Source organism: Stenotrophomonas sp. SBJS02 (genome assembly GCF_020428325.2).
Classification (GTDB): Bacteria; Pseudomonadota; Gammaproteobacteria; order Xanthomonadales; family Xanthomonadaceae; genus Stenotrophomonas; species Stenotrophomonas africana.
Map to the genome: position 1 here is coordinate 2,210,811 of NZ_CP109812.1, position 13,674 is coordinate 2,224,484.

Genomic DNA, 13,674 nt, shown 5'->3' on the forward strand with positions numbered 1-13,674 from the left:
GAAGCCACCGCGGGTGGGTCTCAGAATTCCTGCCAGTCGCTGTCGCTGGCGACGAAGGTGCTGGCGTTGCTGCCGGTACGGCGTACCGGTGCCGGTGCCGGCGTCGGAGCCGGCTGTGGGCGCGCCACGACGGTGGCAGCACGGACCGGCTCGACACGTGCGGCCACCGCCTTCATCGCGGCGGCGACCTGGTTGTCCAGGCGGAAGATCGCCACGGCGTCGGCCAGCTGGCCAGCCTGTTCTTCCATCGCACGTGCGGCGGCAGTGGCTTCCTCCACCAGCGCGGCGTTCTGCTGGGTGGTCTCGTCCATCTGCACCACGGTCTGGTTGACCTGCTCGATGCCGGCGCTCTGTTCCTGCGAGGCCGCAGAGATCTCGGCCATGATGTCGGTCACGCGCTGCACCGAAGCGACGATCTCGCCCATGGTGCTGCCGGCCTGGTGGACCAGGCTGGAGCCTTCGGCGACCTTGCCGACCGAATCATCGATCAGGCCCTTGATCTCCTTGGCGGCGGCGGCGGAGCGCTGGGCGAGGGTGCGCACTTCGCTGGCGACCACGGCGAAGCCACGGCCCTGCTCACCGGCACGCGCAGCTTCCACCGCGGCGTTCAGGGCCAGGATGTTGGTCTGGAAGGCGATGCCATCGATGACCGAGATGATCTCGGCGATCTTCTTCGACGAGGCTTCGATGGCCGACATGGTGGTGACCACCTGGCCGACGACGCTGCCGCCCTGGGAGGCCACACCCTGCGCGCCGATGGCCAGCTGGTTGGCCTGGCGTGCGTGTTCGGCGTTCTGGCGCACGGTGGAGGTCAGTTCCTCCATCGATGCGGCGGTTTCTTCCAGGTTGGCGGCCTGCTGCTCGGTACGGCGCGACAGGTCACTGTTGCCTGAAGCAATCTCACCGGCGGCCAGGGTGATGCTGGAAGCGCTGGCCTGGATCTGGCCGACGATCCGGGTCAGCTGCGTGACGGTCGTATTGGCGTCGTCGCGCATGCGCGCGAACACACCCTGGTAGTCGCCGTGCATGCGCGCGGTCAGGTCGCCTTCGGCGATGGCCGACAGCAGCTGCGAGAGCTTGCCGAGGTTGTCATCGCTGACCGCCATCATGGCGTTGAGGTTTTCCAGCATCAGGCGGAAATCGTGATCGAAGCGCTGCGCATCACCTCGCTGGCTGAAGTCGCCAGCGGCGGCGGCGCGGGCCAGCTGCTTGATCTCGGCGTTGATGCGGCCGAGGTTGGCCTTGACCGTGTCGACGGTGGTGGTCATCGCCGCCTTCTCGCCGGGGTAGCGCGCGATGTCGCGGCTCAGATCGCCGACCGCATACTGCTGCACCACGTCCAGCACGTCGTGTAGGGTCTGCACATGGCCGCCCACCAGGGCATTGGTTTCCTGCACCATCAGCCCGTACTCGCCGGGGAAGGCGCTGGCGTCGATGCGATAGCTCAGTTCGCCGCCGTCGTGGCGGCGCGCCATTTCGCGCTGGCCGCTGATTACTGCGTGCAACTGCCGCTGCATGGCGGACATGGCGTCCAGCAGGCGGCCGGTTTCGTCATGCGGCTGCGGGCCGATGTGGCTGTCCAGCTTGCCGCGGGCGATACCCTCGGCCACGGCCGTTGCCTGCTTCAGCGGCACGGCGATGCGGTTGCCGATGAGCCAGCTCAGCGCCAGCACGATCAGTACCAGCACGCCACCGGAGACGGCCATGATGGCGGTGAACACCAGCGCCTGCTTCTGCACGTCGTCCATGTAGACGCCACTGCTGACCACCCAGTTCCAGGGCGCGAACAGGCCGGCGTAGGCCACCTTCTCGACCTCGCCTTTGCTGCCGGGCTTGGCCCAGCGGTAGTTGACGAAGCCGCCACCGGCCTTGGCTGCTTCGACCTGGTCGTAGTAGATGCGCACGCCGTCGTCGGTGCGGAAGTCCTTCATGTCCTTGCCGACCAGGTCCTTGCGGAACGGGTGCATCAGCAGGCGGTAGCCGGTGTCGTAGATGTTGAAGTAGTAGGCATCGTTATCGGCGCGCATCACTTCCAGCGCCTGCAATGCGGCGCTCTTGGCAGCGTCCTCGCTGAGCTCGCCGGTGCCGGCCAGCCGGTGGTAATGCTGGAGGATGCCGTAGCTGAGTTCGACCTGGGTCTTCAGCGCGGTCTTGCGGGTCTCGGTAAGGTCGAGGTACTGCATGCGGGCGGCGATCACCGAGAGCGCGATCACGCCGAGCGCGATGAGCAGCGTCAGCAGGTTGAGCTTGCGCCGGACGGAGAGATTGCTGAAGTAGTGTTGCCAGCGATGCAGGAGATTCATCGAGCAGGACCAGGTCGAAACGGGCGGGCGGCGCCGAGCCGGTCACGGCGGGACGAGCGGTGACAACCCCGTTATCGGCCGCTGGGGCGGGGGATTGAGGTGAGGTGTTCGAACGTATTCAGGTTTCCTTGCAGCGGCGGCTGCGGCGCTGCCTGCGGCAGGCTGGTTTTGAAGCAAAAGCAACAGCAACAGCAACAGCAACAGCAACAGCAACGGCGCTTGGTCGGTAGTCAGGGGTTGCGAGAAGGGCCGGGCCAGGATGGGTTGGCGGGGGACGCCGTAAACCCGTCCCTGGGGGCTTGGCCGCGGCATCCATGCCGCGGACACCCCCGCCAGCCCATCCTGGCCCGGCCCATTCGATATCCCGGCGTCGGACGGCAAGAGCGTTGGGTTTCCAAGTGGAAAGAGGGGTCAGATCCGTTTTCCTGCGGAAAACGGATCTGACCCCGGAAGCAATGCGGCTGTTGTTCTTGCTCTTGCTCTTCTTTCTTCAATCCGGGGTGGACGCGCACGGAAACTGTCCGTGGCCGGGAGGGTTGGTTGCGCAGGGGCGTAAGCGCCATGGATGGCGCGCCCGAGCCTACAGGGACGTATTCACGGCGTCCCCTGCGCAGCCGACCCTCCCGGCCAACTCTCAGTAACCCAGCGCTTCGGCCGACCACCCCGAGGGGCTTCGCCGTTGGCTGGATATCCAGATACCCCTTAAACGAAAATGCCCCAGCGCAGGGCCGGGGCGTCTTCGTCCGTCAGGTCAGGCAGGCCTCAGAATTCCTGCCAGTCTCCGTCCGCCAGTTCGGTAGCCATCGGGCGACCACCCGCCGTGCGGCGGGCGGGGGGCCGCCGGAGCCGGTGCTGCCGGTGCAGCAGCACGCGGGGCCGGGGTCGGGGCAGTGGCTCGCGGCGGGGCAACCACGGTATCGGCTTCGTCCACCACGAAGATCGATACGGCCTCGCTGAGGTGGCCGGCCTGTTCTTCCATCGCGCGGGCGGCGGCGGTGGCTTCTTCCACCAGCGCAGCGTTCTGCTGGGTGGTTTCGTCCATCTGCACCACGGTCTGGTTGACCTGCTCGATGCCGGCGCTCTGTTCCTGCGAAGCCGCAGAGATCTCGGCCATGATGTCGGTCACGCGCTGCACCGAGGCGACGATCTCGCCCATGGTCGCGCCGGCCTTGTGCACCAGTGTCGAGCCATCGTTGACCTTGCCGACGGAGTCGTCGATCAGGCCCTTGATCTCCTTGGCGGCGGCAGCCGAGCGTTGAGCGAGGGTGCGCACTTCGCTGGCGACCACGGCGAATCCACGACCCTGTTCGCCGGCACGTGCGGCTTCCACCGCAGCGTTCAGCGCCAGGATGTTGGTCTGGAAAGCGATGCCGTCGATGACCGAGATGATCTCGGCGATCTTCTTCGACGAGGCTTCGATGGCCGACATGGTGGTGACCACCTGGCCAACCACTGCACCACCCTGCGAGGCGACGCCATGCGCGCCGATGGCGAGCTGGTTGGCCTGGCGGGCGTGCTCGGCGTTCTGGCGCACGGTGGAGGTCAGTTCCTCCATCGAGGCAGCGGTTTCTTCCAGGTTGGCGGCCTGCTGTTCGGTACGGCGCGACAGGTCGCTGTTGCCCGAGGCGATCTCGCCGGCAGCCGAGCTGATCGCACGGCTGGACTGCTTGATGCGGGTGACGATCTCGCTCAGCTGCGCGGCAGTGGCGTTGGCGTCGTCGCGCATGCGGGCGAACACGCCCTGGTAGTCACCATGCATGCGCACGGTCAGGTCGCCCTGCGACAGCGCGGCGAGCAGGCCGGAGATCTGTTCGATGCTGCCGGCGTTGGCATCGAGCAGGCCGTTGATCTGCTGGGCCAGCTGCAGGAAGAAGCCTTCCTTGTCGCTGGCATCGATGCGGCCGGACAGGTCGCCGGCGGCTGCCTGGGCGATCACGCGTGCCACTTCGGCTTCCACCTGTGCTTCCTGGGTGCGGTCGCGCCATTCCACCACGTAGCCGACGGTGTCGCCGCCTTCATTGCGGATGGTCGAGACCACCTGGGCGAACTGGGCATCGCCGTACTGCATCGGGCGACGCGCCACGCCGTGTGCCTTCAGGTTGCCCAGCAGGGTCTGGTCCATCTCGCCGCGGTGTTCAAGCACGGTGACCGGCTTGCCGATCAGCGAGGCCTGGGCGTCGAAGTCCGGCAGGTCGCGGCGCACTTCATCCTGGTACTGGCTCAGGGTCTGCTGCAGGGCGCGGTTGCTGTAGACGATGGTGTTGCTGGTATCGGTCAGGTACACGCCGGTTGAGCTGTAATCCAGCGCCGTGCGGATGCGCAGGTTCTCGCGGGCGACGGCCTGGTCGGTTTCGATGCGTTCGCGCAGGTCGCGCTGCATGCGCTGCATGGCCTGCATCAGTTCGCCCACTTCATCCTGGCGGCTGACGTCGATGTGGCCATCGAGCTTGCCGCCGGCAACGTCGTTGGCGACCGACACGGCACCGCGCACGCTGCCGACCAGGGCGCGGGCGAACAGCCAGACCAGCACCAGGCCGAGCGCGGCGCCGCCCAGCAGGGCGATCACGGTCAGCACGGCCGAGGCGGAATACGTGGAGGCGGCCTGTTCGCGCGAGGCGCGGGCGAGGCGGTTGTCTTCGGCGATCAGCGCTTCCAGCGCCGAGGCGGCCTTGCGGTGCTTGGTGCGGGTTTCGCCGACGAAGGTATCGATGGCGTCGTCCGGCAGGTCCAGTTCCAGCATCTCGGTGACGCTGTCGTAGGAGGCCAGGGCGTCCTTCCACTCCTTGGCGAAGGTGTCGAACAGCTTCTTCTGCTGCGCGTTGTCGACCAGGGTCGGATACTCCTTGATCGACTTGTCCATGCTCGCGCGCAGCTCGACGCCCTGCTTGCGTGCATCCGCCTTGACGTCGTCGCTGGCGCGGATCAGCTGCTGGTAGGCGGCGTTGCGGTATTCACCCAGCATGCCGCGCATCTCGCCTGCCATGCGGATGCTCTCCATGCGAGAACCCGCCAGCTCGGTGGTGACATTGTTCAGCGAATGCAGGCCGCGATAGGCGACGATGCCCTGCAGCAACATCACCAGCAGGAGGACGCCGAAGGTCAGCAGCAGCTTCGGCATCAGTTTGAGGTTGTTGATCCACGGCATGGGCGTTGCGATCTCCTAAGGCAGACGCGTCCGGGCCTCGGGCCCGGTTGCAGCAGAAACCACGCCGGTACCAGGTCCGGCGTGGTTCGACGGACGGCGGATTACTTGATGTTCGCCAGCTTCAGGCCGGCCGGCGAGCTGACTTCGATTTCCGCGCGTGAGGCATCGCGCTGGATCTTGCCGATCACGCAGACGGTCTTGCCTTCCAGGGTTTCCAGCGGGAAGGAGAACTTGCCGCGGTTCTCGCCGGCGATGCGCGCCGAGAAGGTGTGGCGCGGGAAGGCGCCGCCCATGTACAGGAAGGTCGGCTGGCCTTCGGAACCTTCTGCGTAGCGGGCCTTCTCGACCTTGCCGCAGACCATGCCGTCCTTGCCGACCGAGCGCGGTGCCAGTTCCGGCGGGATCATGTCGGCCGACTGGGCAAACGCGGCGGAAGCGGTGGTGGCCAGGACAGCGGCCGAAACGAACGCAAGCAGGGACTTCATCGAGGTGTATCTCCGGGGATGGTGATGGTCGTTCCGGTTCTGCGCGCTCCTGCGCGACCGGCTTCTGTCCCCCTATCGGCACTGCCGGCGGGAACTGAAGGGTTTTGTGACCAGAACGTGAAGCAGGTCCGTTCGATCAGGCAGCGGCGTCTTCGACGATGTTGGCCTGGCCCATGTCGGCGCTGTCCAGCAGGGTCTCGATGTCGAGCAGGATCAGCATGCGGTCGTCCTGCGTGCCGATACCGGAGATGAAGCGGGTATCGACGGCGGCGCCGAATTCCGGGGTCGGGCGGATCTGTTCGGCCGACAGCGGGATCACGTCGGAAACGCTGTCAACGACGATGCCGACCACGCGGTCTTCCACGTTCAGTACGATCATCACGGTGAAGGCGTCATAGCGGGCGTTGTCCAGGCGCAGCTTCAGGCGCAGGTCGATGACCGGGACGATGGTGCCGCGCAGGTTGATCACGCCCTTGATGTAGTCCGGGGCATCCGGCACGCGGGTGACGGCGTCGTAGCCGCGGATTTCCTGCACCTTGAGGATGTCCACGCCGTAGTGCTCGGCACCGAGCGTGAAGCTGAGGAATTCGCCACCGGCGCTGGCGGCGGAGCTGGTCTTGTCGTTCATCGAGGGGTCCTGGTTCTGCCGGAAGTCCCGGTGTCAGGCTCGATATCGGCCCCGCTGTGGGGGACTTTAGGTGCCGGGAAAAGGCATCCACGCATGAGGTGGATCGACCGAGGGGGGGTAGTGCCGGCCGCTGGCCGGCAATGGCGGCGTCCACGTTGTTGCCAAGTTGCCGGCCAGCGGCCGGCACTACCGGTCGGGCGGCTTTACAGCTCGCCGTTGCGGCGCGCCTTGCGCTGGCGGTCGATGCGGAAGATGTAGCGCTGGATGGCACTGTCGGCGCCACGCGGCAGGATGTCGAAGCGCATGCCCACGCGTTTGATCTCGATGCCGTTGGGTTGGCGCTGCGGCAGCAGGTTGCAGACGACCAGCTCGATCTCCAGGTCCGGGCCATCGGGCAGCGACAGCACCGCCGGGTAGCGCTTCTGCAGGCTGAACACCGCGCAATCGGTAGGCACGGCCACCGCCAGGCCGCCGCCGCTGATGTCCACCACCCGCATCGACAGCGCTTCGGCGCGGCTCTCGCCGGCAGGGATCAGCAGCTGGGGCGAATCGGTGACCGGGGTCTCCAGCCGGTACATCTCACGCCGTTGCAGATGGACCAGTTCCTCCGGCAGGGCGGCGCGGAAGGCGACGTGACCGTCGTTGTCCACACGCTGCAGTGCCTGCAGGCGGAACCGCACCAGCACGCGTTCGAGCTGGGCGAAGCACAGCAGATGGTCGGCCTGTTCGGCGGCGCGGTTGGACGCTTCCTGCAGGCTGCCATCGAGCAGCAGCGTGTCTTCGTCCTCGTCGAGCTCAAGCAGCGCGGTCGGGAACGAACGGTCGCGGCCGTCGATATGCGCATTGATAAGCGATCGCTGGTCGATCAGCGATCGCAGCAGCTGCCGCAGCTGGCGCGGATTACGGACCAGGAAACGTTCGTCAGCGGCATCAGCCGCGTGGACATCATGCACTGCAGTGTCGTTGCCGTCGGACATGGAATCTACGGTCAAGGGCGGGCGCCACCACGCGTTGGCGCGAGGCTCGATGGGGATATCGGCCACTGTGCCGGATTATGAAGTGAGAATTGCATCACTTTCCATGCGTCCGGGGTCGGATCCCTTTCCCGAAGGAAAGGGATCCTGGCCCCTGGCCCGCCGCGCAGTTGGAATCACGCGATGTGCGGATGCGTTCCGCGTGGGTCAGAACTCCTGCCAGTCGCCGTCTGTGGCCAGTGCTGGCTGTGCTGCCGATGCGCGCAGCGGGCGAGCGGGAGCGGGCCTGGCAGCCGACCCGGCGGCCGCCAACTGGCGCGGCACTGGCGCGGTGGTCAGGCGTGCCGGCGCGACGGTGGCCCCCTGTGACGCCAGCCGGAAGCGTGCCACGGCCTCACCCAGCTGCACGGCCTGGTCTTCCATTGCACGCGCGGCGGCGGTGGCTTCTTCCACCAGTGCGGCGTTCTGCTGGGTGGTTTCGTCCATCTGCACCACGGTCTGGTTGACCTGCTCGATGCCGGCGGACTGTTCCTGCGAGGCGGCGGAGATCTCGGCCATGATGTCGGTCACGCGCTGCACTGAAGCGACAATCTCGCCCATGGTGCTGCCGGCCTGGTGGACCAGGCTGGAGCCTTCGGCGACCTTGCCGACCGAATCATCGATCAGGCCCTTGATCTCCTTGGCCGCGGCGGCCGAGCGCTGGGCGAGGGTACGCACCTCGCTGGCGACCACGGCGAATCCACGACCCTGTTCACCGGCACGCGCAGCTTCCACCGCGGCGTTCAGCGCCAGGATGTTGGTCTGGAAAGCGATGCCGTCGATGACACTGATGATCTCGGCGATCTTCTTCGACGAGGCTTCGATGGCCGACATGGTGGTGACCACCTGGCCGACCACTTCACCGCCCTGCGAGGCGACGCCATGCGCGCCGATGGCGAGCTGGTTGGCCTGGCGGGCGTGCTCGGCGTTCTGGCGCACGGTGGAGGTCAGTTCCTCCATCGATGCAGCGGTTTCTTCCAGGTTGGCGGCCTGCTGCTCGGTACGGCGCGACAGGTCGCTGTTGCCCGAGGCGATCTCGCCAGCGGCCAGGGTGATGCTGCCGGCGCTGGCCTGGATCTGGCCGACGATCTGGGTCAGCTGCGCAACGGTGGTGTTGGCATCGTCACGCATGCGTGCGAACACGCCGTTGAACTGGCCGTCCATGCGTGCGGTCAGATCGCCGGCGGCGATCGACTGCAGCAGCTGCGAGAGCTGGCCGAGGTTGCCGTCGGCCACCTGCATCATGCTGTTCAGCTGCTCGATCATCACGCGGAAGTCGTGATCGAAACGCTGCGCATCACCACGCTGGCTGAAGTCGCCGGCGGCAGCGGCAGAGGCCAGCTGCTGGATCTGCGTGTTGATGGCCAGCAGGCTGGCCTTGGCCGCATCCATCGACTCGTGCAGGATCGCGCGGCTGCCCGGCAGGCGGCGGGCGTCCGGGGCGAGGTTGCCGGTGGCGTACTGGTTGAGTACTTCAATGGCATCGACGATTGCATCGAGGTGTTCGAAGATCACCGTGTTGATGCCGTTGGCCAGCTGGCCATACACACCCGGGAAATCCTCCGGGATGCGGTGGCTGATGTCCGGCCCAGCGTGCATCTGTGCCATCAACTGGGTCTGCTCGCTGAAGCGCCGCAGCATTGCGGTCATCTCGGCGGTGGCGGCCAGCATCTTGCCGGCTTCGTCCTTGCTGGTGGCCTGGGTGCTGACGCTGAGGTCGCCGCGGGCAACCGCCTGGATGGCATGCACGGCCTTGCCCAACGGGCCAGTGACGGCGCGCGAGATGACCGTGGCCAGTGCGGCGGCCACCAACGAAAGCAGCACGATGCAGCTGACGATCGCGATCATGCTGGTGCGATGGGTGGCGTTGGCGTCGGCAATCTTGCCGTCCATCTGCCCGGCGATGTGGGTGCCCAGTGCCTTCATTGCAGCGAACAGGTCACGACGCGCCGGGCGTGACTGCTCATCGGAGATCTGCTGGGCCTGGGCGCCATCGCCGGCGGCCACGGCTTCGCGCATCGCCTTGTTGGCGGCGAAGTAGCGATCCAGCTGCGTGCTGGCCGCGCGATACAGTTCGCGCTCCTTGTCCAGCGCCGGCAGCGCCGAGTACGCCGCCAGTTCGTCATGCACGGCTTTGGCGGTGTCGTCCATGCGCTTGTTGTAGTCGGCGACCTTCTCCGGCTGGTCCAGCATGCTCAGCTGGGCCAGTTCGTAGGTGCGGAACTCACCGAGCTGCGAGCGCGCCTCGCCCAGGTGCTGGACCGAGGGGATGTCGTTGCCAGCCATCTCGCGCAACTGCGCGTTGGCTTCGCTCAGGCGCAGCAGTGCGAAGGCGCCGAGGATCAGGGTCATCAAGGTGGTGAGGGTGAACCCCACGGCCAGCTTGCGGGCGATGGGCAGATCTTGGAACCACTTCATGCAGGGTGCTCCAGGTGGGCAGAATGCCGGCGTCTGTGCGCCGGTTCGGGGGTGGTTGCAGAGCGAACGGGGGTGCCCGGTGGGGTTCGGTGACAGCCGTCAAAGCGAAATAGCGGCGCAGTTCGGGTGGACTTTATGGACGCAGATCACATTCGGCTGCGTAGGGATGACGGCGCGAAAGTGCAGGCCTGGCGGGGCTTGCGCTTGAGTGACGTGGTTGCGCGCGAAACCATCGCGTCGACGGAGTTCACGGAATGCACGGTGTTGTGGGTCGGGGTCAGATTCCTTTCCGCAGGAATGGGATCTGCCCCCTTGGCAGGGCGCACGCAAACAAAAACCGCCGCCCCGAAGGGCGGCGGTCCGGTACACACATGCAGCGTGGATCAGGCGGCCTGCGGCATCCGCAGTGAACGCACAAGCCCGCCGATGTCGACAATCAGCGCGACGCGGCCGTCGCCCAGGATGGTGGCACCGGATACTCCGCCGATGCGGCGGTAGTTGTTCTCGATGTTCTTCACCACCACCTGCTGCTGGCCGACCAGCTCGTCCACTTCCAGCGCGATCTTCTGGCCATCGCCTTCGACCACCACCACCAGCGACTCGCTGCCCGGTGCCCGGTGGCCGTAGCCGTAATACTCACTCAGCGACAGGATCGGCAGGTACTCGCCGCGCACGCGCAGTACGCGGCCTTCGCCGGCCATGCTGCGGATGTCCTCGGCCTGCGGCTGCAACGCCTCAAGCACATAGGCCAGCGGCAGGATCAGGGTTTCGCCGGCCACCGCCACGGTCATGCCGTCGAGGATGGCCAGGGTCAGCGGCAGGCGTATCAGCGTGCGCGTGCCAGCGCCGAGGCTGCTTTCGATCTGTACCTCGCCACCCAATGCCTGGATGTTGCGGCGGACCACATCCATACCAACGCCACGACCGGACAGGTCCGTGACTGCATCAGCAGTGGAGAAGCCGGGCTGGAAGATCAGGTCCCAGACCTGCGAATCGGTCGGGTTGTCCGGCACCGCCAGGCCGCGTTCGGTGGCCTTGGCCAGGATCTTGGCGCGGTCGAGGCCGCGGCCGTCGTCGCTGACTTCGATGACGATGTGACCGCCCTGGTGCGAGGCGGCCAGGGTGATCGTGCCGGTCTCGTCCTTGCCTGCACCGCGACGCACATCGGGCATTTCCAGGCCGTGGTCGATCGAGTTGCGCACCAGGTGAACCAGCGGATCGGCGATCTTTTCGATCAGGCCCTTGTCCAGTTCGGTGCCTTCGCCGACGGTGCGCAGGCGGACCTGCTTGCCGAGCCGGCTGGACAGATCGCGGACCAGGCGCGGGAAGCGGCGGAACACTGCATCGACCGGCAGCATGCGCACGCCGATCACTGCTTCCTGCAGGTCGCGGGTATTCCGTTCAAGCTGGTCCAGGCCGGCGAACAGGCTCTCGGCGTGGACCGGGTCCAGTGCGTGCGAGACCTGCTTGAGCATGGCCTGGGTGATGACCAGTTCGCCGACCAGGTTGATCAGCGCATCGACCTTGTCGACGCTGACGCGGATCGAGGTTTCCGCTTCCTGGTTGGCGCCACCGCTGGCGGCAGGCGCGGCAGGTGCCGACGGCGCCGCTGCCACCGGAGCGGGAGCGGCTGCGGCCGGGGCCTGGGTAGCCAGGCTCGGCGGTGCGGCCGGACGGATGTCCAGCTCGCAGTCGTCCAGCACCCAGGCGAAGGTGTCTTCGATCTTGCTGCGCGGCACCTTGCCGACCAGGCCCAGGTCCCACGCCAGGTGGGCCTCCAGCGGGTCGAGCTGGGCGAAGCCGGGCAGGCGTTCCATGCGCGCGGCCACCTGCAGCGAGCCGAGGTGTTCCAGCTCGCGGATGATGCGCAGCGGATCGTTGCCGCTCATGAACAGCGACGGTGCCGGGGTAAAGCCGATCTGCCAGGCTTCCGGCGTATCGTCGACCTTGGCTGCGGCAGCAGCCGGGGCGCTGGGTGCTGCCTGGCCGGAAAGCACCGCTTCCAGGCGCGCCTTCACCGCGACGACCGCGGCGGGATCGGCGGCCTGGCCGTGTTCGGCTTCGCGCAGCAGGGCGCGCAGTACGTCCACCGAGGACAGCATGGCGTCGACGGCGTGGCCTTCCAGGGCCCGCTTGCCGGCGCGCAGCTCATCGAGCAGCGTTTCCAGCACGTGGGTCAGGCCGGCGATGGCATCGAAGCCGAAGGTGCCGGCGCGCCCTTGATCGAGTGGGCGGCGCGGAACACCGAATTGATGATCTCCGCGTCCTGCTGCCCCGATTCCAGGGCCAGCAGGCCAGCCTCCATCGCGTCGAGGCCTTCGCGGCTCTCCTCGAAGAAGGTGGCGTGGAAGCGTTGCAGGTCCATGCTCATGGCGGTGGTGGTCCGGAAGCGAAGAGGGGGAAGCGGCGCGGGCGATCAGCCCAGCACTTTCTGCACGGTGGCGACCAGCTGTTCCGGATTGAACGGCTTGACCAGCCAACCGGTGGCGCCGGCGGCCTTGCCTTCGGACTTCTTGTCGGCGGCCGATTCGGTGGTCAGCATCAGCAGCGGGGTGAACTTGTAGTCCGGCAGCTGGCGCAGTTCACGGATCAGCGCGATGCCGTCCATGTTCGGCATGTTGACGTCGGTGACCACCGCATTGAAGCGCTGGCCCTTGGCACGACCGAGCGCGACCGCGCCGTCTTCAGCTTCTTCGACGGCAAAACCGGCCGAGGTGAGGGCGAAGGACACCATCTGGCGCATCGACGCCGAATCGTCCACCACCAAGATACGTGCGCTCATGCAGCGTTCTCCACAGATTTCAGGTTGTCATGGGTTACGTCCAGGCCCAGGGCCTGGGTGACGCCCAGCAGGCGCGCGGCGTCACGGAAGGTTGCGGTGCAACCGTGGAAGCCGGTGCCCAGGCCTGCCTCGCGGCGGGCCTGCACGAACGCACACAGCACCTGCACGGCGGCCGTGTGGATGCGGGCGACCTGGCTTGCATCCAGGGTCAGCTCGCCTGCCTGCGCCACCAATGGGGCGAGGCGGTTCTTGAGCTCGGCAGTGCTCTCGATGCCGAGATCCCCACCCAGTTCGACAGTGCTCATCGTTGCTCCGGACAAACGGTTCCGTGATCCATAACGGCACCCCGGTGGGGTTCTTTAGGGGAATCGACGCGGTGCGTTGATGCGGTCGCTGTTGAAAAGGGGACGGAGGGGATTAAGTCGCAATCGACCTGGCTCTACTGCAGCCGCCCTCGGCAACGGCGTCCCCGACAGGCACCGCGTCGGCGCAAAGCGCCGAGCCACTTGCGACTTAATCCCCTCCGTCCCCTTTTTCCCGCTCAGCTCAACAGCCGGGTGGCATCAAGCAGGATCATCGGGCGCTGGCTGACCCGTGCGACGCCACGGAACAGGTCGTTGGAGATCTGGCAGATGCGCGCGGTATCCGGCGGCTCAATCTGCGAATCGGTGAGGTTGGCGACGTCTTCCACCGCTGATACGCGCAGGCCGATGGTCTCGCCGTCTTCCTCCAGCACCACGATGCGGGTCTGTGCGTCGTCTTCGGCGGCGGCTGCGCCCAGGTGAAGGCCCAGATCCATCACCGGCACGACCTGGCCGCGCAGGTTCATTATGCCCAGCATGGCTGCGGCGGTACCGCGCAACGGCAGCAGCGGCACGGGCAGCACGACCTCCTGCACCT

Annotated in this window: 8 protein-coding genes and 2 pseudogenes; all 10 read right to left on the bottom strand. The window is 66.7% G+C overall.

The genetic code is table 11. The features are described 5' to 3' along the window. Positions 1–20: 20 nt before the first annotated feature. The gene (locus FQS62_RS10375; protein ID WP_208044114.1) at positions 21–2,303 is read right to left on the bottom strand and encodes a methyl-accepting chemotaxis protein; all 2,283 of its coding nucleotides are present in this window, start codon (positions 2,301–2,303) and stop codon (positions 21–23) included. Positions 2,304–3,065: 762 nt separating this feature from the next. Next, a pseudogene (locus tag FQS62_RS10380) lies at positions 3,066–5,448 on the bottom strand (methyl-accepting chemotaxis protein). A 101-nt stretch (positions 5,449–5,549) separates the two neighbouring features. Beyond that, positions 5,550–5,933, bottom strand: coding sequence for a hypothetical protein (locus FQS62_RS10385; protein WP_010482470.1), 384 nt, complete (start codon positions 5,931–5,933; stop codon positions 5,550–5,552). Positions 5,934–6,069: 136 nt separating this feature from the next. After that, complete coding sequence (locus tag FQS62_RS10390) at positions 6,070–6,561, bottom strand: chemotaxis protein CheW (RefSeq protein ID WP_049448758.1); 492 nt, start codon at positions 6,559–6,561, stop codon at positions 6,070–6,072. 203 nt (positions 6,562–6,764) lie between these two features. Continuing rightward, a complete protein-coding gene (locus FQS62_RS10395) occupies positions 6,765–7,538 on the bottom strand; it encodes a flagellar brake protein (RefSeq protein ID WP_057499828.1) in 774 nt (257 codons plus the stop codon). A 204-nt stretch (positions 7,539–7,742) separates the two neighbouring features. Beyond that, complete coding sequence (locus FQS62_RS10400) at positions 7,743–9,992, bottom strand: methyl-accepting chemotaxis protein (RefSeq protein WP_100442759.1); 2,250 nt, start codon at positions 9,990–9,992, stop codon at positions 7,743–7,745. A 383-nt stretch (positions 9,993–10,375) separates the two neighbouring features. Beyond that, positions 10,376–12,363, bottom strand: a pseudogene (locus FQS62_RS10405) (chemotaxis protein CheA). Positions 12,364–12,408: 45 nt separating this feature from the next. Further along, positions 12,409–12,774 (bottom strand): response regulator, encoded by a 366-nt coding sequence (locus FQS62_RS10410; RefSeq protein ID WP_005409521.1) that lies wholly within the window; start codon positions 12,772–12,774, stop codon positions 12,409–12,411. Continuing rightward, complete coding sequence (locus tag FQS62_RS10415; protein ID WP_049444859.1) at positions 12,771–13,079, bottom strand: STAS domain-containing protein; 309 nt, start codon at positions 13,077–13,079, stop codon at positions 12,771–12,773. Before FQS62_RS10415 ends, FQS62_RS10410 begins: the two co-directional genes overlap by 4 nt. A 236-nt stretch (positions 13,080–13,315) precedes the next feature. Then, positions 13,316–13,672, bottom strand: coding sequence for a chemotaxis protein CheW (locus FQS62_RS10420; RefSeq protein ID WP_268924728.1), 357 nt, complete (start codon positions 13,670–13,672; stop codon positions 13,316–13,318). Positions 13,673–13,674: the final 2 nt, after the last annotated feature.